Source organism: Streptomyces sp. rh34, from assembly GCF_002551245.1.
Classification (GTDB): domain Bacteria; phylum Actinomycetota; class Actinomycetes; order Streptomycetales; family Streptomycetaceae; genus Streptomyces.
This window is the reverse complement of record NZ_NTGZ01000004.1, coordinates 1-19748: the sequence shown is the minus strand read 5'-3', so window position 1 is coordinate 19748 and position 19748 is coordinate 1. Positions and strand designations below refer to the sequence as shown.

Annotated in this window: 23 protein-coding genes; 5 read left to right on the top strand and 18 right to left on the bottom strand. The window is 68.6% G+C overall.

All coding sequences use genetic code 11. The features are described 5' to 3' along the window. Positions 1-30: 30 nt before the first annotated feature. On the bottom strand, positions 31-3657 hold the full coding sequence (locus tag CR470_RS39290) for an LAGLIDADG family homing endonuclease (protein WP_097865802.1): 3627 nt from the start codon (positions 3655-3657) through the stop codon (positions 31-33). Then, positions 3638-4174 carry a hypothetical protein gene (locus CR470_RS01775; RefSeq protein ID WP_097865801.1) on the bottom strand — a complete coding sequence of 179 codons (537 nt, stop codon included), beginning with the start codon at positions 4172-4174 and terminating at the stop codon, positions 3638-3640. The genes CR470_RS39290 and CR470_RS01775 overlap by 20 nt, the downstream gene beginning before the upstream one ends. A 262-nt stretch (positions 4175-4436) precedes the next feature. Between CR470_RS01775 and CR470_RS01770 the strand changes: the two genes are divergently transcribed. Next, a complete protein-coding gene (locus tag CR470_RS01770; protein ID WP_143663748.1) occupies positions 4437-5000 on the top strand; it encodes a hypothetical protein in 564 nt (187 codons plus the stop codon). Between the two features lie 210 nt (positions 5001-5210). Here CR470_RS01770 and CR470_RS01765 read toward each other — a convergent pair whose 3' ends face one another. The 16 genes from CR470_RS01765 to CR470_RS39265 form a co-directional block, all read right to left on the bottom strand. Beyond that, positions 5211-5414: a hypothetical protein gene (locus tag CR470_RS01765; RefSeq protein WP_097865799.1), complete on the bottom strand. Its 204-nt coding sequence runs from the start codon at positions 5412-5414 to the stop codon at positions 5211-5213. A gap of 3 nt (positions 5415-5417) precedes the next feature. After that, the gene (locus tag CR470_RS01760) at positions 5418-7694 is read right to left on the bottom strand and encodes a type IV secretory system conjugative DNA transfer family protein (protein WP_097865798.1); all 2277 of its coding nucleotides are present in this window, start codon (positions 7692-7694) and stop codon (positions 5418-5420) included. Between the two features lie 68 nt (positions 7695-7762). Then, a complete protein-coding gene (locus CR470_RS01755) occupies positions 7763-8143 on the bottom strand; it encodes a hypothetical protein (protein WP_097865797.1) in 381 nt (126 codons plus the stop codon). Positions 8144-8145: 2 nt separating this feature from the next. Next, the gene (locus tag CR470_RS01750; RefSeq protein ID WP_097865796.1) at positions 8146-10137 is read right to left on the bottom strand and encodes a hypothetical protein; all 1992 of its coding nucleotides are present in this window, start codon (positions 10135-10137) and stop codon (positions 8146-8148) included. Between the two features lie 130 nt (positions 10138-10267). After that, the gene (locus tag CR470_RS01745; protein ID WP_143663746.1) at positions 10268-10894 is read right to left on the bottom strand and encodes a hypothetical protein; all 627 of its coding nucleotides are present in this window, start codon (positions 10892-10894) and stop codon (positions 10268-10270) included. Between the two features lie 2 nt (positions 10895-10896). Next, on the bottom strand, positions 10897-11415 hold the full coding sequence (locus CR470_RS01740) for a DUF6197 family protein (RefSeq protein ID WP_257138341.1): 519 nt from the start codon (positions 11413-11415) through the stop codon (positions 10897-10899). Then, positions 11412-12425 carry a hypothetical protein gene (locus CR470_RS01735; protein WP_097865794.1) on the bottom strand — a complete coding sequence of 338 codons (1014 nt, stop codon included), beginning with the start codon at positions 12423-12425 and terminating at the stop codon, positions 11412-11414. The genes CR470_RS01740 and CR470_RS01735 overlap by 4 nt, the downstream gene beginning before the upstream one ends. Positions 12426-12457: 32 nt before the next feature. Continuing rightward, positions 12458-12616 (bottom strand): hypothetical protein, encoded by a 159-nt coding sequence (locus CR470_RS39285; RefSeq protein ID WP_179892097.1) that lies wholly within the window; start codon positions 12614-12616, stop codon positions 12458-12460. A 106-nt stretch (positions 12617-12722) separates the two neighbouring features. Then, positions 12723-12923, bottom strand: a complete 201-nt coding sequence (locus CR470_RS01730; RefSeq protein ID WP_097865793.1) for a hypothetical protein — start codon at positions 12921-12923, stop codon at positions 12723-12725. A 57-nt stretch (positions 12924-12980) separates the two neighbouring features. Continuing rightward, complete coding sequence (locus CR470_RS01725; protein WP_097865792.1) at positions 12981-13289, bottom strand: hypothetical protein; 309 nt, start codon at positions 13287-13289, stop codon at positions 12981-12983. 23 nt (positions 13290-13312) lie between these two features. Beyond that, the gene (locus CR470_RS39280; RefSeq protein ID WP_179892096.1) at positions 13313-13480 is read right to left on the bottom strand and encodes a hypothetical protein; all 168 of its coding nucleotides are present in this window, start codon (positions 13478-13480) and stop codon (positions 13313-13315) included. 10 nt (positions 13481-13490) lie between these two features. Then, the gene (locus CR470_RS39275; RefSeq protein WP_097865791.1) at positions 13491-13883 is read right to left on the bottom strand and encodes a hypothetical protein; all 393 of its coding nucleotides are present in this window, start codon (positions 13881-13883) and stop codon (positions 13491-13493) included. Then, a complete protein-coding gene (locus CR470_RS39270; RefSeq protein ID WP_179892095.1) occupies positions 13880-14017 on the bottom strand; it encodes a hypothetical protein in 138 nt (45 codons plus the stop codon). Before CR470_RS39270 ends, CR470_RS39275 begins: the two co-directional genes overlap by 4 nt. After that, a complete protein-coding gene (locus tag CR470_RS01715; RefSeq protein WP_097865790.1) occupies positions 14014-14241 on the bottom strand; it encodes a hypothetical protein in 228 nt (75 codons plus the stop codon). Before CR470_RS01715 ends, CR470_RS39270 begins: the two co-directional genes overlap by 4 nt. Further along, positions 14241-15050, bottom strand: a complete 810-nt coding sequence (locus CR470_RS01710) for a hypothetical protein (RefSeq protein WP_097865789.1) — start codon at positions 15048-15050, stop codon at positions 14241-14243. Before CR470_RS01710 ends, CR470_RS01715 begins: the two co-directional genes overlap by 1 nt. Next, positions 15047-15184, bottom strand: a complete 138-nt coding sequence (locus tag CR470_RS39265) for a hypothetical protein (RefSeq protein ID WP_179892094.1) — start codon at positions 15182-15184, stop codon at positions 15047-15049. Before CR470_RS39265 ends, CR470_RS01710 begins: the two co-directional genes overlap by 4 nt. A 208-nt stretch (positions 15185-15392) precedes the next feature. Between CR470_RS39265 and CR470_RS01705 the strand changes: the two genes are divergently transcribed. The 4 genes from CR470_RS01705 (at position 15393) to dnaB (ending at position 19494) form a co-directional block, all read left to right on the top strand. Next, on the top strand, positions 15393-16193 hold the full coding sequence (locus tag CR470_RS01705; protein ID WP_257138355.1) for a GntR family transcriptional regulator: 801 nt from the start codon (positions 15393-15395) through the stop codon (positions 16191-16193). A 201-nt stretch (positions 16194-16394) separates the two neighbouring features. Then, positions 16395-16649: a hypothetical protein gene (locus tag CR470_RS01700; RefSeq protein ID WP_143663744.1), complete on the top strand. Its 255-nt coding sequence runs from the start codon at positions 16395-16397 to the stop codon at positions 16647-16649. A 223-nt stretch (positions 16650-16872) separates the two neighbouring features. Beyond that, positions 16873-18039, top strand: a complete 1167-nt coding sequence (locus tag CR470_RS39260; RefSeq protein ID WP_179892092.1) for a hypothetical protein — start codon at positions 16873-16875, stop codon at positions 18037-18039. An 81-nt stretch (positions 18040-18120) separates the two neighbouring features. Then, the gene (dnaB, locus tag CR470_RS01690) at positions 18121-19494 is read left to right on the top strand and encodes a replicative DNA helicase (RefSeq protein ID WP_257138340.1); all 1374 of its coding nucleotides are present in this window, start codon (positions 18121-18123) and stop codon (positions 19492-19494) included. The last annotated feature ends 254 nt before the right edge of the window (positions 19495-19748 follow it).

The following is a 19748-nucleotide window of genomic DNA, read 5'->3' as shown; positions in this document are numbered from 1 at the left end:
ACGGTCGCGGGGCTCTGGTGCTGCCCCCGGTCAGCGGCGCCCGGTCAGGCGGTGGTCGCTGTACGTACTGGTTCCGACGGACGCTGCGGCCGGGTTGGCGAGCTCGGTGAGTGCGTGGACGAGTGCGTCGAGCCGGTCGGGTGAGTCCATGCCGGGCACCCAGGTGACCATCTGGGTCTCGAGAGATGGGAACTCGGCAAGGTGGTGCACCAGGTTCGTCTCGTACAGCTGGGCAATGGGCTCGGCGCGTAGGCGTTTGCCTTTCTTCGCGGTGACGTCCACCACCCGGGGCATCGGCTGCCCCTTGGTGCGCCCATTCCGCTCGAGCTCGTTCCAGGCCTGGATGACGTTCTGGCGGGCCATGTCGCCGCCGTAGTTCGTTTCGACGGCGATGGCATCGGCTTGCAGTTCAAGGGCGAGGAGGCAGGCTTCACGGCCGCGGGCTTCGGCGCTATGGCTTCCGGTGCGGTCGGCGAGGACGTAGTAGTGGCCGTCGGCGGAACGGCCGGCGGCGACGATCCCGGATTCGTCGTGCCCGGGGGTGTCGCCTCCCGCGGGGTCAAGGGCGACGACGACGCGGGTGAGGTCGACGGCGCGGAACGCAACGGGGTTGATGCGGTTGTCGGTGATCCATGCCCACTGCCAGACGCCGCCTTCGAGGGGGCGGGGCTGCTGTTGGTAGAGGGCCCACCAGACACGTTCACCGACGGCTCGTTTGGTGCGGGCGAGTTCCTCTTCGTCGTACTGCTCGGGCCAGAGGGCTTCGCCGGGTTGCCGGCCGAGGGGGTCGGTGTCGGAGAGAGCGAGGGCGGGGAGGTCGATCAGGGTCCAGTTCTCGGGTTCGGTGTCGAGGATCTGCCCGGAGAGGTCCTTCTCGTGCCAGCGCGTGTTGTGAACCACGAACCCTTCGGCGACGAAATTCTCCGTTCCCTCGACCGCAAGGTCGTATACGGGCAAGGCAGGGCCGGGAGTGATGCTCCTGATCCTCTCGTAGCGCAGATGCTCAGGGGCCGGGTGTGGTGAGCCGATTCGGATCGATCCCCGCCCTTCTGCGTGGGATGGACCGAAGGAGAGACCGATGCTGCAGAGGGTGCTGAGAACCGGCTTCGGGCTCCCGGGAGGCTGCTGCCAACGCGGCCTGTCCACGAAGACGGTGGTCGGCCTGACACCGCAGGTCAGCGCAAGGTCCCGCACGTCATCGAGGAGTTCCTTATTGACCGACCCGATACGCCACACGGGCGCGGTGTCACGCTTCTTCCCCTTGTACTGGAGCCCTCCGTCAGCTTCTGCGTATCCGAACAGGAACGCGCGCCGCAGACTCGGAGACCAGCCCCAAACGCAGTCCGGCACGCGCTTGCCCCTCGCGCCGCTTCCATAACCCATCTGGCGCAGGAGTCGCCCTCCGTCAGCCCACTCGGTCCGCCAGTACCCGAACTTGGTCTCGTAGACCTTGTTCGGCGACCACCCATCCAGCGCTGCGAACAAGCGATCATCCAGGTCCTGCTTCCACTCCTTCTGGCTGCTGCCCTTAGCGCAGGCCACGTAGTAGTTGATCCGGCCGTTGGCTCGTCTGTTCTCCCCAGCCCACCCGTCTCCGAGTAGGTATCCGAGCAACCAGGCGCGTTCTTCATCGACAGGTGACCCGTCCGGTAGGACATCGCTCGCCACGTAGTCGTCCGGAAGTGACTTGGTCGTGATGACGAGGTCACCCACCTCCAAGTCCTCCGCCCTGACCCAGTGGAGGTCCTTCAGCGGATCAGGGCGCACCTTGTCCGAGCGAAGAACGGCGAAGGGGTGCCGTCCGTTCACCCGAAGGGACAGCCGATCCGTCGCGACGTTGAGCGTGGCGTCCTCCCCGGACAGTCGCTGACCCATGACCTTGGCCGTGACAAGCGTCTTCTGATCATCCGCCAGAGACACAACCGTGTCGCCAGGTCGAATCTCAGATATGGGCTTCCAGCGCCCATCTCCCCCCAAAGCTCTCATGGATCCCACTATACAGTTAATGAGGACGATGGAGGCGCCGGGGGCGCGGCGGGTGTAGAACACGGACCGGTACCAGTCCCAGACGCGTTGGCGCTGGGCAGGGCTGTTCGCGTCGTCGGAACCTTTGAACGGGTCGTCGATGACGCCGAGCGAAAATCCCTTGCCGGTCAGCGACCCTCCGACGCCAGCAGTGACCATGCCGCCGCGTACGGATGACCCGCGGGGAGTTTCGAGGTCGAAGCGGTTCGCGGCCCGGGAGGCGGGGTCGAGGCGTACGCCGAGGGTGTTGCCGTGAAGGCGTAGCTGGTCGCGGACCCAGCGCCCGTGGTCGTCGGCGAGCTCGGCACCGTACGAGGCGAGCATGACCCGGGCGGTCGGGTTCCGGCGGAGGTACCAGAGCGGCCCCCACCGGGAGGCGCGCTGGCTGTTGTGGGTGGGGATCATGGCTCGACCGGCCAGGAAGAGGTGTGATGGGGAGTCGACCTCGATACAGCGGGTGGCTGTCGCGCTACGCCGCATCGCCATGACGTAGTGCCGGTTGCTCCGTATGCCGGTACGGCACTTGGCTGCCTTGCGTGGCAGCCGAGCGGCTCCCTCCATGTAGAACATCACGCGGTACTTCTTGGAGATGAAGCGCCCGTTGAGCGTGGCGTCTCCTGTGATGAGCGAGGCTTTCCCGCCCAAGCTGTACACCAGCTCCTGCACGGCTTCCGCGAGTCCTCGCTTGATACTGCAAAACTCGACCTGCCCGTCCTTGGCCACATGCCCGTCGGTGTCCACGAGGCCTTGAAGCAGAGCCCTGCGCTGTTCGATCGATCCTCGCAGGTACTGCGCCGGGACGTGCTTGTTGCCGAGCACTCCAAGACTGCGGAGCTGGCTGCGCAAGCCGACTACACCGAAGACGGTTGGCCTCGACCACTGGACCGTCTTGTAGCCAAGCTCGTGGATGACGGTTCGCAGATGCTTGGCGTCCTCCGGGTCCGCCGTTATGCCGCCATCGTCGGAGCGCCCATCTCCCAGCCAGGCTCCAAGCAGGTACGGCGGTACGGGGAGCTCTTGGTCCGGGAGCTCGAGGGCGTTCGCTGTCCAGATCATTGCTTGCTTGGCGCGCGTGCGTGCGAGGTCGCAGGTGTTGTAGAGACGATCGGGGTACCGCCGGTCCAGGCTGGCCTTCCACTCGTGGGCGTAGTCCGCAACGATGTGTCCGCCGCTGTCGGTGACGACGTCAAAGCACGGCCTGTCGTACCAAGTGGGCGAAGTCCAGGTGACCGTGCACGGCTTCCCGAGCTCGTCGAAGACCTCATCGCCGGCCTTGAGTTCGCCCATGGTCGTCCAGCCTTTCGGCGTGGGAATGGGCGTCTCAAGGGCCAGCGCCTTCCCGTGCCTTGGCGGGCAGGTGATCATCACCTGCATTCGCTCCCCTGCGGCAATCCGCCGGAACACGTCGTCGATCATGTCGAGGTGCGGGGCCTGCTTCTCCCGGCCTTCGGTAAGGACGGATGCGAGGGCGCCCGGAGAGCGGTCCATGGCCATCTGCCGCTCCACCCAGGCGAGGCGGAGGCGGATGTCGGGGCTGGCCGCTTGGGCGATACGGCGCCGTTCGGGGACGGGCAGCTCCCGGTATTCGTGGAGCAGTGCGTCCTCGAGGAGCTCATCCGTCGGTGTTGCCACCGGTGTCCTTCGGCTTGGCGGTCGCCTTCGTGGGGGTGTTCTGTCCGGCGAAGCCGATCAGGGCGTTCAGCTCGTCGAGGGACCCGGTGCCAAACGGGACCGCGCCGCCGTCGGGCCCGGAGAGTTCGGTGCGCTGCGGCATGTCCAGGCCGTTGAGCTTGGCGCGGCGGTCCATGAGCTTGAGGACGGTGTCGACGGCCTTGAGGTCGATCTCCTCGGCGACAACCTCGCGCTCCTTGTTGAAGACGAGGCTGGGGGTGGTGGCTTTGTCCCAGACTGCTTCGAGGAGGGAGTCGAGGCGTTCGTTCTCCTGCTGCCGGTAGACGGAGACCTCGGCGGCTTCCTCGTTGCGGTTCCGTTCAAGGGCGCGGATAACGTCCTTACGGGCGGCACCGCTGTCGCTGTATCCGAGGTCCAGGATGCGTGGGTCGTCGTAGCGGACGCCTTCGCGGCGCAGCCTGATGAGCTTGGCGCGGCGGGCGGAGACTTCGGCTTCGACGGGCTTTCCTTTTGCCATGGCGGTAGGGCTCCCGCTGTGTGTGGTTGTGCTGGTTAGGCCCCGCGCCTGTTACTGATGATCCCCGATGTCCCGGTTTTCCTTCCCCCTGCTCTGGTGGGGTGTCATTCTGCGGCGCATGAGAGTGATGCGTGGGGTGGGGTTCGTGGCGGCTGGTTTGGCTGCGGTGGTGTTGGTGTCGGGGTGCGGTGGAGGGGGCGACGACGGGAAGCCGGCGTCCGCGGTGTCGAGCCCGGAGGTGGTACCGAGCACGGTGCCGCCGGTGACTGAAGATCCGGAGCCGGTGTACGCGGCCGGGCCGGAGGGTGACATCGACCGGATGTCGGACGAGAAGGGGTGGATCGTCGATGACTTGTACGGGTCGGCGTCGGAGTTCGTGCGGGACATCTGCGACTCGCTGCCGGTGAGCGCGGTGGATGGGGCGTCGCGGCCGCAGTGGCTGGTCGAGTCCGGAATGCTGGAGGGCTCGGGTGAAGCGATGCTGCTGGCGGGGGTTCCGAAGCTGTGCCCGAAGTGGACGAAGACGGTGAAGGAGGCCGTGTCCGGGGACTACGAGCGGTGGTTCGGGAACGGCACGTACGTGGTGTCGTCGAAGCAGCCGACCGCGGAGCAGTTGGAGGAGGACGAGGACCTGGTGACGATCCCGCCGGGTACGTATCGGGCGTCGGGCCGGGTGGAGGACTGCTATTGGGAGCGGACGTCGGAGGGCGGGGACATCATCGACAACAATTTCGCGACGTCGGCCAGGTCGATCACGGTGACGATTGCGTCGTCTGACGGTCAGTTCACGTCGGAGCGGTGCGCGGTGTGGAAGCCGGTGAAGTAGCCGGCCACGTCCTGGACGTACGGCGGCCCCTCCAGACCTCGGGTACTGGAGGGGCCGTTGTGCGCCGCTGGCGGCTGGGGGCCGGGCGGCGCGGTGTGCGGCCGGCCGGTCGGGGAGTGGGCGCGGGGACACCGGGGCTCCCTGACCGGCCGTGCAGTACCAGCGTGGCGTACGAATCAGGGTTTGTCCGGGCTGCTCTTCCCCGGATCGTCAGCCTGGGCCGGTGCCGTCCGCCGGGAGTTCTCCGGCTTCGGGCCCCTTCGGTCCCTGCCGACGTTCGGTCGCTTGGGTCGCTTCGGTGCGGAGGTGGCGGCGCAGCGGGCTGTGCTGGGCGGCGGTGTCAGGGTCGAGGATGGCGACGAGGTACCGCCCGCCGGGGAGGCGGGCGGTGACCGTTCGGGTGGTGCGGGGCAAGGGTCAGCCTGTCTCGGTCGTGGTGTCGTCTGCGGGCCCCGGGCCGGGCCCGTACTCGCCGCGGATGACTTTGTCGCCCTCGGTGCGCCGGTGGATCTGGCCCGTCTTGGTGAGGCGGGTGAGGGCGTTGTCGAGGGTGGATCCGCTGGATCCGGTCATGGTGGCGAGCTGGTCCTTGTGGAGGTACGCGGTGTCGTGGCCGATGGGGTCGGCGACGTCCTTAAGGGCTTGGAGGATCTTGTCGTCGGTGCTGGTCAGCTTCTTCGGTGGCGGGGGAACGGAGAGGGTGCCGGGGGTGGAAGGGAAGTCGAAGTCGCTGCCGGCCTGGTCCCCTCCGAGGATCGGGGTATTCGCAATGTCGTACCGGTTGTCCCAGTCGGGCCAGTCTGCGGGGTACGCAACCGCACTGCTGTCGATGTGGGGGGCGGCGGACTCGAGCATGAAGGTGCGCATCATCTCGGCTGTGCCGCCGGGGCCGAGGGTGTAGCCCAGTCCGAACGTGGTGCGGGGGTCTTTGAGGGTGACGGTGGAGTCGTAGACGAGGGGGCGGTCGACGTCCCAGGCGGCGGGGATCTGGCCGGGGTCGACGCCTTCGAAGCCGGTGGTGGCGAGGTGTTGCTGGCCGGAGTCGGTGCGGAGCATGACGAGGGATCCGCCTTGGATGACGTTGGTGCGCAGGGCGGTGGAGCCGCCGAGCTTGTCAGCGTTCATGGCCTGGTTGACGATGCAGAGGATGATGCCGAGGGAGCGGGCTTTCGCTGCGAGCGCCTCGAGGATGGTCTGGGCTTCCTTCTTGTGCTCCTCGAGTTCAGAAAGGGGCACGTGGGCTTCGTCGAGGATGACGCGGACCCAGGGGCGTTCCGGGGTGGCGACGAAGTTCTTCATCTTGAGGCGGGCGGACTCGGCGATCCGCCACTGCATAAGGGCGTAAGCGACACGGAGGCCCTGGATGGAGCCTTCTTCGCCGAGGCCTGAGTAGGCGGCGATGGTTTCGATGTCGGGGTTCGAGGAGCCCTTCGGGTCGATGTAGATAATGGCGTGGCCGTTGACGTGGTCGGCGAGGGCGACGATCTGTACGAGGCCGCCCTTGCCGGAGCCGGTGACGCCGGCGATGAAGACGTGTCGGGCGCCGAGAGTGGGGTCGGTGAACTGGATGCGGGCGGGAAAGCCGGAAACGTGGCGGCCGACTTGGACGTATCCGCCAGCGCTGATCTCGAGAACGTGGCGGCCGGGGAAGGGGACGCCGCTCTGGAGCGGGTTCTCCTTCATGAGGCGGATCTCGCCGCGGCGGGGGTTTCCGGGCGTGTGGGTGTAGGAGCAGAGGAGCGTGTTGGTGCGGAGGGCTCCGGCGAGGCTTGCCTGGTCGGGGGTGGGGAGCCGGTCGAGGTTCTCGCCGGCGACGACGTAGGCGACTTGGCCGCCAGTGTTGGGGTCGTCCTGGACGTCCTCGAGGTGGGTGCCGGCCATGATGCCGTTGGTCTTGGCGACCCACTTGCGCCAGGCCCCGGCAAGGGTGGTGGGGTCGACGTCGGCGGGTGGGGTGAGGTTGACGGTGATCTGCCGCTCCCCCGCGTGCGCGCCGGGCTGGAGGGTGATCCAGGCGGCGGGGACTTGGTAGACGGAGGAGATGGCGTCAGGGGTGACCGTGACGGTGCCGCCGACGGGGGCGGTGATGATGCCGGCCCAGCGGGTGGGGGTGACGGTGTTGACGGTGAGGATCTGGCCGCGGTGGGTGCCGGTCTTGGGGTGGGAGATGTGGTGTCCCCAGCGTTGGGCGATGTGGTCGGCTTCGGTGGCCAGGGCTGCGTGAGGGGTGACCGAAGGGCTGGGGGCGGCTGCGGGGTGGACGCGGCGAAGGACATTGCGGAGCTTGAAGGGGACGAGGGCGACGGCGGCCCACCAGCCGAGGGAGACGATGCCGGGGATGGTGGGCTGGTCGAGGATGCCGGCCATGAGGGCGTCGGAGCCTTCGGGGCCCATGAGGGTGCCCATGGCGAGGGCAGTGCCGGTGGTGAGCGTTGAGATGAAGAGGGGGCCGCGGTGAGCCTCCGCGATGTCGGCGGCGGGGAGGTTCGCGCGGAGGGCGGGTGGGAGGCGGCCCATGTAGTTCGCGGCAAGGAAGCCGGCTGCTCCCCCGTAGGCGAGGGTTGCGGTGAAGGCGGCGCCTCCGTCGAGGAGGGGGGCGAGGATGCCGGTGGCGATGGGGGCTGCGGTGGTGGCGATGGCGATGGCGCGTTCGGTGGTGGCTGACCGGGTGGTCGTGGTGGCGGGCGTGGTCATGGGGGTCTCCTGACGGTGGGGGTGCCGGGCGGGAAAGGGGCCGGGGCGGGGCGGCCGCCCCAGTGGGGTTACTCCTCGCGGAGCCATTCGCGGTGCAGGTTGTCGGTCTGGACCGTGGAGCGGGCGACGGCTTCGGCGATGCCGCCGTGGGAGGCCTGGTTCTGGGCGTGGGCGGCGCGGGCGGACTTGGCCGTGGCGTCGGCGGCGGACACGTAGGCGTGGGCGGAGTCGGACAGTCCGTCCATGAGGCGGGCGAGGTGCTGGGTCTCGGCGACGGTTTCGGGGTCGACGCCCATGGCGGCGATGCCTTCGGCGGTGCGGGCGGTGTCCTGCGCTTCACCGGTGATGTGCTCGCCGTGCTGGTGGATCATCTCGGAGGCGCGGACGACCTGCTTGCCGAGGTCGTTGACGGCTTTCTGGAGTTCCCGGAACCGGATGTCGGTGGCCATGGTCAGGCTCCCTGGTAGTAGGTGAGTTCGGCGGGGAGTGTTTCGGGTGAGTCGACGACGGCCTGGTACATGCCGCCGTAGCGGGTGGAAGCGTTGGCGAGGACGGCGGCGCAGGCGTCGGCGGACCGTACGGCCCGCTTGTGGATCTCTTCGGCTTCGGTGGCCTGCTTCTTGGCGTCCTCTGTGAGGCGGGACAGGGCGGAGGCGAGCTTGTCGCCGCCCTGGACGCCCTTGGCCTGCTCGAGGAGGTTCTGGGCCTGCTGGGCTTGGCCTTCGGCGTGGGCCTGGAGCTGCTTGGTGGTGTCGGCTGTCTGCTGGAGGGTGGCGAGCCGCTCCTCGAGGCGGCGTTCGAACTGCTTGAGTGAGCGGACTTCGCCGCGGCTGATGGTGGTGCGGGAGGCCCCGTCGCCGAGGTGGAGGTTCTTGGCGTCGATCCCGGCGACTTGGATGGGCTGCGGTCCGCCGGGGGCAGTGTCGTGGTGGTCGGCGCTGCTGGCGATCACGGTGGCCACGGGCTGCTCGCTCTCTCGGGTTTCGTCGCGGCTGTGCTTGCGGTCTTCGCGGGCCTCGTCGAGGAGGGCCTTCTCGTGGTCGGCGGCGGTGAGGCTGTCGGCCCAGCCGTCTTTCACGCCGTCACGGTAGGCGCGGACGTGGGCGGCGACCTTTCCGGCACGGGCGCCGTCGCGGTAGCCGGTTTCGCGGGCTGGCTGGGTGGCGAGGGGCTTCCCGCTGGCGTCGGCGGTAGTGGTCTGGTCGGGGGTGGTGGTCTTGCCGGTGGGCTGCTTCTCGTCGCCGGTCGCCTTGTCGGCCGGGTCGGGCTTGTTCGGGGTGTCGCTGTCCTTGGTGGCGGGGTCCTTCGGCTTCTGGTCCTTCGTCAGGTCCGGCTTGGCCTTGGGGTCCTTGGCCGTGTCGCTGGCGTCTTTGTCGGTGGTCTTCTTGTCGTTGGTGGTCTGCTTCGGGATCCGGGGACTGGCCGGGGCGTCCTTGGTGTTGGTGCTGCCGCCTGCGGACGGCCCTTTGGGGGCGGTCGGGGCGGGGCCGGCTTTGCCGTCCTTCCCCGGCTTGCCCTCGCTGCCTGCGCTTCCCTTCGCCCCGCCGGACGCCGCGCCGCCGCCGGTGCTGGTCTTGCCGCTGCCCTTCGGGGCGACCGAGGGCTTCGGGGTGTTCGCCGCGGTGTCCTTGGTCTTGGTCGGCTTCGGTGTGGCGCTGGAGTCGGTCCGGCCGCCGCCCGTGTTCTTGCCGCCTCCGAACCCGCCTGCCCCTGTCCCGCCCGTGCTACCGCGCCCGGAGGAGCCCGACGACCCCGAGGAGCCGCGGGAGTTGCTGTTCTTGTCGGAGGCTGACGGACTCTTCGGGCTCTTGGCCGGGCTGGTGTTGTTCTTCGGCCCCGTGGATCCGCTGTTCTTGGTGCCGCCGGAGGACTTCCGGTCCAGGGACTTCCCGCCAGACCCGCCCGCAGAGCCGGTGCCGGAGCCCTTGGAGTCGCGGCCCCCACCGGCACCGGCCCCCTTGCCGGTTCCGGTGCCCCCTCCGGTGCCGGGGCTGCGGTTCACGGTGACCTGCCGGGTCTCCTTGACCTGGTCGGCCTGGGCGCGGGCCTTGTGCATGTCGAGGCGCTTGTTCGCGGTGCCGCCGCCCTTCGCCCACCGTGCGGCGGCGGCGAGGACGAGGGCCCGGATCATGCCCTGCTTCGGCTTCCCCGCGCCGTTCCCGGAGGCGTTGTTCGTCTTGGTGTCGGCGGGGGTGGTGTCGTCGTGGAAGGAGGCGCTGGAGACCCCTCCGGAGGGCACGTCGGTGCCGCCCTGGGTGGGGTTCTGTGCGGCGGTTGCGGGGTCGAGGGTGAAGGCGGGTCGGGCGGGTTCGACGGGGGCGACCATGGACGCGAGGAGGCTCTGCCGCGGGCCCGCCCCGGTGGCCGTGGGGGCGGTGTTCGGGGCAGGCGGAATCGCGATGCTGGGGGTGGTGGCGGCTGCCGGTGCGGCGTCTGCCGACATCACATTCCTCACTCTCGGTAGTCCCTACTTCCTACTTCCCACGCCGGAGAATCCCGGATCTTGCCCGTCCTGTGCGGGGGTTGACCGGGGCTTTTCGGCGCGGGAAGAGGTAGGTAGTAGGTCGGGTTGGTTACGCAGGGTTGGGGCGGGTGTTCTTCCGGACGGCGAACCCGCCGAGGAGGACGAGGGCTCCGATGCCGAGGACGGCGGCGTCGTTGATGCCTCCTCCGGTGCTGCCGGAGGAGGTGCTGGACGAGCTGGCGGCCTGCATGTCGGTGGTGGCGGAGGTGTCCGGGTACTGGGACTGGCAGTCCTCGACGATCTCCCCGTACGTCGGGGCGCCGTAGCCCTTCCCGACCTGGCTCTTGAGGCCCTTCACGCAGGTGTCGACCGCGGTCTGACGGGCTGTGGCCTGCTCGGTGGCCTTGCTCTCGGCGACCGTCTTCGTCTCGTTGAGGACCTTGAGCTTCTCGAGCTCGAGAGCTTCGGACTTGAGGGCGAGTTCCTGGGCTTTGAGGTCGGCCTGGGCGGTGCTGGCGGAGTACGACTGATAGCCGAGGAGGGTGCCGCCGGCGAGGACTGCGGCGCCGAGTCCGAGGGCTGCTTTCCCGCGGGTGGTGAGACCCGTCTTGGCAGTGTGGGCGTGCCCGGCGGAGGTGCCGTAGGGGGTGGGGTCGGCCCAGGTGGGGGGTGCGGTGGGGGGCTGCATTCCGCCGTGGATGATGCGCTCGAACTCGTGGTTGTCGGGGGCGGTCACGGTCATTCTCCGTTCGCTCGTGCGGTGTACGCGGCTCGGGTGAGGAGGGTCTGGATGTTGGAAAACTGCTGGTGGGGGAGGTCGTTCCAAGCGTGGAACGGCATGGTGACGCCGTGCCGGGACAGGACGGTTTGCATGTGGTCGACGGCCCGGTCGCGGGCTGCGGGGGTGACGTGGCCGGTCTTTTCGAGGAGGTTCTGGGCGCCGCGGATACACATCCGCCCGGTGGGGCTGTAGTCGAGGGACCGGCACCATCCGTACCGGTCGAGGACTGCGATGGTCTGGGTGAGGTGCCCGGACGGCGGCAGGGGCTGGGGGTCCTGCCACATGCCGAGGTCGACGAGGAGACCGCGGAGCGGGGTGGGGAGGATCCGCTGCCCCCATGTCGGCCAGTCCGGGGCAGCCGGCGGGGCCGGGGCGATGGCTGGCTGGAGCGTGACCGGGGCGGTGGTGATGCGGTCGTGGGTCCGGGCCGCAGACGGGGTGGCCGTCTGCGGCGCCGGGGCGGTGTGGCGGCTCACAGGTAGCCGCCTTCCGTGGTGTTGCGCTGCTGCTTAGTGCGGGAAAGGACGGTGCGGACGTATCCGGGGTCCGCTTCGATTCCGTGATGCGCGAGGCGCTCCACGATCTGCGGCGCTGATGCGGTGGGGTCCGCATCACGCATCACTCGGACTGCGGCGGCCTTGGAGAGGCCTTCGAGGTGCTGCGCCTCACCGGCGATACGGGGCGCCGCAGCCGGGTCGCGTGTCGTCCGCATCAGGGGCGCATCATGGGTCTGAGCTGCGGTTTCACGAACCGCGTCGGTGCGGTGGGCGGCCGCGTTGAGCATCGTGTGCTGGGCGGATGATGCGGAGTACCCAGTGGCCGTATCAGGGGTGAGGCGGTCGTGCGGCGCATCAGTGATGCGGTGCGCATCGCCAGCCGCATCACCGGCGGTGAGTTCCAGGGGGCGGCGGCGCATCAGTTCGCGGGTCTTGTCCTGCCGCATCAGTTCGATGTCGAAGTCGACGGACACCTCGGACATCTGGCGTTCGGCGCCCATCTCGCGGCGCCGCATCTCGATGAGGTGCTGCGCCTCCTCGAACGCCATGTGGCGTTCCATCTCGGCGAGGGTGTTCTTCTCGTTGTCGGTGAGGGCGGCGGGGTCGCGCATGTCGGCGAGGGCGAGGGCCCAGACGGCCTTGGCGCCGAAGGGGAGGAAGGGGCCGGCGGCGGCCATGGCGAGGCTGTCCTTCTGGATGCCGTGGAGGGCGAGGAAGGCGGCGACGACGAGGAGGGAGGCCCAGCCGAAGGCGGAGACGATGTTGCGGTTCTTCTTCTTGCCGACGGCGACGCGGAGGCCGCGGGCTTCGGCGATGATGACGGATCCCCAGATGACGTCGGCGCCGGCGGCAACGGTGACGCCGATGAGGCCTGCTCCGAGGAGGTCGACGAGGCTCCAGGTGGTCCAGGCGAGGGAGGCGGCGGAGAGGCCGAGTGCGGGCCAGAGGAGGGGGGACCGGTTGGTCGCCTTGGCCGGGAGGAGCTTCACGGGTCGGTCCTTTCGGGTGCGGGTAGCGGCGGTCAGGCGGCGGGGGCGAGGAGTGCGCGGAGCCGGTCGGCGGCGGCCTTGATGTCGTTGGGGTGGGCGTCGCAGGCGGCGAGGTTCTGCTGGGTTTCGATGTCGGCGGTGGTCCAGGTGGTGGGGTCTCCGTGCTGCTGGCGGAATTCGGTGGCGGTCATCGGGGTGCCTTTCTCGTCGTTGAGTGGCGGGGTGCAGGGCCGGGGTGGTCCGGGCTGCCATGCCGTCACCAACCGGTGGGGGTTGGTGACGACAGGGCGGGCCGGGTCAGGCGGCGTGGGCGGTGTGGATGGCTTCGTGGGTCTGGTGCTGGTTGCCGTTGGTGACCGCGGCGAGGTGCTGTACGGCGGCGGTGATGCGGGTGATGTCGGTGTCGGTCATGCCGGCGGGGTCGTGGTGGGCTCCGGCGGCGGAGAGTTCGCGGCGGAGGTTGTCGGCGGCGGCGATGGCGTCGGCGTGGGTGCTCATGTGCGGGTCCTTTCAGGTGCCGGTGATGGCGGCGGAGGCTTCGGATGGGGGCGGGGGTTAGACCATGTCGCGGAGTTCGGAGACCATGTCGTCGACGTAGGCCAGGCCCTTGGCGGCCTTCTTCAGGAACACGGCCTGCTCGGTGGGGTTGGTGCTGGTGGCGGCGTCGACCAGGTACGTGGCCGCGTTCTCCAGCTCGTCTCCGCCGTTGATTCCGGCGCGTTCGAAGTTCCGGATGGCGTCCCGCAGCTGGGCGGCGAAGTCGTCAACGGTGGTGGCGGGCTGCTCTTCTTCGGCGGCGAACGCGATGTCGTCGGCGTACTCGGCGATGAGGCTGTCGGCGGTGAGGGTCTTCGTGGCGGTCATGGTGGTCTCCTTCTGGTGTCGGGTCAGAACGGGCGCTTCGTGGTGTCGGTCGGCGGTGCCTTGATCAGGGGGTCCCAGATCGGTGTGTCGTCGTTGGGTGCTGCGGCCTGGCAGTCGGCGCTGCAGAACAGGTGGTCGCCGGTCCGGTGCCGGTAGCCGCAGGAAGCCCCGCAGTTCGCGCACTCGTACATGTCGGACCTTTCAGGTGCCGGTAATGGTGGCGGAGGCTTCGGAGGCGGGCTGGTGGAGGTCGGGGTCGGCGAGGTGGTAGGCGGCCTGCTCGCCGAGGTGGCGGGTGGTCTTCTGGGTGTCGAGTGGGAGGCCGTGGAGGGCGGGGTTGAGGTCGGCGTTGGCCAACCGGGCGACGAGGTGGGCCACCGCGGTGACCACGTCGGCGCCGGCCGAACCGGCGAGCGTCGCGAGGAGCGTCTGCGTGCCGTCCGGGGTGTGGCGGTCGAGGGCGAGGAGGCGGATCCCGTCGCGGATGAGGTCGATGCCGGCGTGGATGCCGTCCAGGTCGTCGAGGACACCTGCGAGGTCGGGGTCGAGCGGGGGGACCGCGTTCCCGGCGGTGTGCACGGGGTTGGGGGTCACTGGTCGCCTCCGGTGAGCTGGTGGAGGCGGGCGGCAGCTTCTTCGGCGGCCGCAAGGTCCTGGGCGGCTTGGGCGCGGGCGGCTTCGAGCGCGGCCGCTGTAGCAGCGTTGGCGTTGGCTTCGGCGGCGGTCACAGCCGGCCGTCCCATTCGCCGGTGACCAGCTGCTCGTACGCGGCAAGGGACGCTTCGGCGTCGGGAGAGCCGAACACGTCGTCGAGGTACGACTGGGGGTCGATGACCGCGAACACGTACTCGACGTTGTCGATGAGGTCGATGACGTCGTAGTCGTACTGGGTGGCCAGGTCGACGATCTCCGCGACGAGACGCGGGTGCGGGGTGACGGGGAGAGCGGCCATCACGCCACCGCCTTCAGGGGGCGGGCGGCCTGGGCGTCGCGCCAGTCCTCCTTGCACGGTCGGCACATGAGGACCGTAGGCTTGAGGGGCTCTGCCGCGATGGCGGCCTGAGCGTGCTTTCCGAGGTTGCGGTCGCAGGACGCGCAGACCAGGCCGTTCTGCTTGGCGAGGATCTTCTTCATGCCCTGCCGGTGGGTGACCGTGGCCTGCCCCAGTCCGGCGTGCTCGTTGAAGTCGAACTCGTCGGTGTCCCAGTCCACGCGGCTCGCGGGGCGGACCGCCTGGATGACGACGAATCCGTCACCGCGGTCGAAGAGGGTGGCGACGACCGGTGCGCCGGCGAACAGCTCCTCCAGGAGGTCGACGTAGGTGGCGGAGGCCACCCAACGCCAGGTTTCGCCGGTGGCGGTGCGAAAGAAGCCGGTGGTCTTGGTGAGGGTGGTGAGGCGGGCCCGGCTGGTGATGCGACCAGCGTGGTCGGTGTACGTCGGGTGCATGTTGGCCTGGCGCGGCGGCAGCGTGGTCTTGGGCTGCGTGGAAGACGGTGGCGTGGCGGGGGCCGGCTCCGGGGCCGAGATCGGCTGCGGGACAGCGTCCAGGCCGAGGAGAGTGCGTGCCCGGTTGAGGCGGTCGAGGTTCTCCTCGTGCTCCCGGGTCAGGTTCTCCAGCAGAAGCGCGGTCTGTGCTACGGCCGCTTCGGCGCTGAGGATCGGGTTCATGCAGGGGGAGGCCGCGGACCTCAGGCGCAAGCGCTCCCGGTCGTGGGACTCGTAGACGTCGGCGACGCGAGGGGCCGGTACGAAGCTCATGCCGCCACCGCCGTCGCGGTGAGGCGGGGGCTCGTGGTGGGGGCGGGTCGGCCCTGGACGCGGCGGAGGGCCTCGTCCATGTCGTTGCTGGTGGTGGGTGCGGTCTGTCCGGTGATGCGGCTACGCTGATTCACGCGGATCTCCTCCTGATTGAGCAGGTGGAACACGGTCCGTCGGGCTTTCGGGCCCCTGAGCGGCTCTGGTGTCTTCAGCACCAGGGCCGTTTGGCATTTCAGGGCTCCCGCCGTTTCCGACGTGACCTACTCAACACCAACTCGCAATGCGATGTCAATAGCTCGCATTGCGTTGCCCAGTAAAGGTGTTGCGGGTAAGGTTTTGACCATGACTAGCAACCGTCCGGCATACCGCCATGTCGCAGATCTGTTGCGTACCGCCATCACTGACGGCACCTTCGCGCCCGGCGCTTCACTGCCTGGGGACGCGACGCTGGCCACGCGGTACGAAACCAACCGAGGAACCGTTGGTCAGGCAGTCCGCCTGCTTCTGGCCGAGGGGTACCTGATCAAGAAAGGACGCAACTACGCCGTGAGCCCTCTGCTCAACAAGATCCACCGGGACGCCAACGTCCGGTACACGAAGACCTTCCGGGAGGCCACTGCCGACGGGGCGCCGTCTCGGGGCGCCTTTGCGTCGGAGGTGAAGGCGCTCGGGATGCGGGCCGTGTCCGAGGTCAGCGTTGACCGGGTCGCCCCGCCGGCGCGCATCGCCGAACTGCTCGAAGTGTCAGCGGACGAGGTGTCGACCCTTTCGCGGTCGCGCCGGATGCTCGCGGACGAGACCCCGGTCCAGCTCGCCACGTCTTACGTGCCGGGTGACATCGGGTTCGGGAGCGCCCTTGAGGACATCGACACCGGGGCCGGAGGGATGATCAGCCGCCTTGCCGAGATGGGTCAGGCGCAGTCCGACATTACCGAGGAGATCAACGTCCGGCCTCCGTCGCAGGCCGAGGTCGAGGCTCTGGAGCTCGCCGAGGACGCGCGCGTCTACGAGCTGCTCCACATCGCCCGGACCGCCGAGGGGCGCGTCGTCGAGGTGACCGAGCACATCATGCCCACGCACCAGTGGACGCTGCGGTATGGATGGTCTATCGAGGGCGACGGTCCCGAGGGGGTTGGCGCCTGACCGTTGAAGCGTCCCGGCATCCAGCTCGGACGCGCGAACGGCCGAGGGGGCTACCGACCCCGCCCGGCCGTCCTTTGAGCACTACCGACCTGCGAAGTCGGCAGCAGTGAGAGAACCCGCGAAGAGTTAACCCACACACCGGAGCCTACTAGTGAGATCCACCAGCGCACACTTGTGCCCTTCCATGATCGTCCACCAGTGGTGAGCGCCACCGAACACCGCCTCCCTCCCGCGGTGACCTACCAGAGCGGCGCGCAACTCCTCATCCAGCTCGGAATCGTCGAGCACATCACCCACCAGGGCATTCGCTACATCGCAGCCACACACCCGGACTGGCCGTTCGGCGACGGCCGGCCCTACCCGTACTGGGAACTGGCCAAGGCCACAGTGATGGAGACCGAGCCGTTCCTCGCGTTCTTCCGGGAGCACCCCCGCGCTTCAGGCGGCGAGTCGTGAGCCGCTTACGTCCAGCCATAGCCGCGGTACGCGGTAGTCCTGGACGTGCGAAAGCCCGGCGGATCGCAGACCACCGGGCTTCCAAGCACAACAGCGGACGGGAACCCGCTGCATCAACGAGCTCCACCTTCAGAGAGCAGATCTCGATGCACACAGTATCGGCCCCGAGAGTCACGCCAACAAGTCCACGCTCTGTGATCCTCCGTACGGCGGGGGTGACCGCGTGAAACCGCAGGCTGAGGAGTTCAACGAGAACGGCGGCATCACGCGCGCCAAAGTGCCGGTCAGCGGCGTATCTGTACCTGCCCACATGGGTGTGGGCTCCGACCTTGTGGACGGCATCGACTACGTCGTGCTGCTGCAAGTTCTCTTCGACGTCACCTCCGGAATGGACGTCACACCGCTGAGGGTGTGGGAGCGACTGAAGGAGCGCGGGATTCGGTCGACGAAGAATCGGGAGGAGCTCGTCGGGAAGAACTCGGTGTACGAGTCGTTCACCCGGATCATCGCGGCCGGCTACTTGCTGCGGGTCGAGTTGCCGAACGAGAAGCACCCGGGCCGCAAGGGCCGAATCGCGTACAGGCTGTACGACAACCCGGCGTGGAACCCCGACTGGCAGGCCCGCCAGGTAGGCAGCGACCCTCTGAAGCCCTCCGAGAAGTCGCAGGTCAGAACACGTTCCGGAACCAGGGAACTGGTGGATGGGGAAGTTGGGCGACCGGGGAAAGCCGCAGGTCAGAATGCTTCCCGGAACCAGGGATCCGGTTACACCAGTTCCCCAGTTCCGGGACGTGGTGGAAGGCGTGTTCCCGCAGGTCAGAATGCTTCCCCAATTCCGGGACGCATTGAGCCGTCCCCCCCACACCCCCCGGAGGGAGGAGGAGGTACTCCTCCCCCTAACCCCCGCAACAAGGGAAGGGCGCCGAAGGCTGACCGGTACGCCGAGCAGTGCGCGCTGACTGCTGACGACTACCAGCCGACCACCGAGGAGATCCGGGCTGCTGACGCGTTCCTTCAGGACCTCCCTGGGAAGTGGCAGATGGGTCCGGACGAAGCGCGGGCGCTCGCCCCGCTGCTGGCCTCGAGAGCTCACACGCAGGGGTACGAGTTCGACACGTTCCTTGAGCTGGTTCTGGTCCAGGACGACGCGGACAAGCCGGCGACCCGCCCGTCGAGGGTTATGCCGTACCGGGTGCGGAACCTGAAGCGCCGCCGCGTCGAGGAGAAGCCCCTTCCCGGGGCTCAGGCGGCTTCTGGCGGCCTTGTGGAGTGGTGTGGGGTGTGCAACGTCGGCGAGAGGCCCGCAGCCGCGTACCAGCGCACCAGGGAGCTCCCTGACGGGCGTGACGTGCCGTGCCCCGAGTGCCACCCGAAGTTCGCCCGAGCCTGACCCCGAACACGAGCGCAGCGGCCGGTGATTCCCCGTCCAAGGGCCGGCCGCTGCTTCCGGGACTCCCGAAGGAGCCACACCATGAGTATCCCCCCGCAGGCTGCCGAGCCCGCACACCGCGACCGCGGCATGTTCGACCGGATGCCCCCGCAGGACCTGGACGCCGAGCAGTCCGTCCTCGGCGGCATGCTGCTGTCCAAGGACGCCATCGAGGACGTCGTCACCGAGGCGAAGCTGAAAGGCCGCGACTTCTACCGGCCCGCCCACGAGATGGTCTACACGGCGATCCTCAACCTGTACGCGAAGGGCGAGCCTGCCGACCCCATCACCACCGCCGCCGAGCTCGCCAAGACCGGCATGCTCACCAAGGTCGGCGGCGCCACCTACCTCCACACCCTCGTCCAGGCCGTGCCCACCGCGGCGAACGCCTCGTACTACGCCGACATCGTCAAGGAGCGCGCCACCCGCCGCCGCCTCGTCGAAGCGGGCACCCGCATCACCCAGCTCGGCTACGCAGACGGTGAACTCGCCGACGACCTGAACACCGCGGGCGCCGAGCTGTTCCAGGTCGCCGACGAGAACGCCGACGAGGACTACGCCCTGGCCGGCGACACCCTCGAGGAGGACATCGACTGGATCGAGGAGATCGGACGCCGCGGCACCGACCTCACCGGCCTTCCCACCGGGTTCATGGACCTCGACCAGCTCCTCACCGGGTTCCACCCCGAGCAGTTCATCGTCGTCGCTGGACGGCCCGCGATGGGCAAGAGCACCCTCGCCATGGACTTCATCCGCGCCTGCTCCGTCAAGGGCGATATGCCGACCGCGTTCTTCTCTCTCGAGATGGGCCGCCGCGAGATCAACTACCGGCTGCTGTCCGCCACCGGGAAGGTCGCCCTGCACCACATCCGCAGCGGATCGATGACCGAGGACGACTGGACGCGCCTCGCGACCGCCCAGGCCGAGATCAAGCAGGCCCCGATCTACATCGACGCGTCCCCGAACCTCACGATGATGGACATCCGGGCCAAGGCCCGGCGCATGGTTCAGCGCCACGGCATCAAGATGATCGTCATCGACTACCTGCAGCTCATGCAGAACGGCGGGAAGGCCGCCGAGAGCCGCCAGCAGGAAGTCTCCGAGATCTCTCGCGGCCTCAAGCTCCTCGCGAAGGAGCTCCACATGCCCGTCATCGCCCTGTCACAGCTCAACCGCGGACCGGAGCAGCGCACCGACAAGAAGCCCATGGTGTCCGACCTCCGCGAATCGGGATCCATCGAGCAGGACGCCGACATCGTGATGCTTCTCCATCGGGAGGACGCGTACGAGAAGGAGTCCCCGCGCGCCGGCGAGGCGGACATCATCGTGGCGAAGCACCGCAACGGGCCAACTGCCACGGTCACGGTTGCGTTCCAGGGGCACTACAGCCGGTTTGTCGACATGGCCCACACATAGAACCTCGAACCGTATTGCTACGCAATACGAGAGTGGGTATGTTGGGTGCGCACCCGGGCCTCCGGTTCCGAGGCCTAAGGCCCGCGGTGCGACTCCCAACCGGTCCTCCCCCAGGAGGCCTTCCGGCGTGGTGGCCCCATCGTCCACCAGCACCACCCACCACGCCCCGGAAGGCCACCACGATGACCGATAACCACCCCACCGGCCAGAACCCGACCCCCGCACACACCGCCGCTGGCCTGGCCATCGCCCTC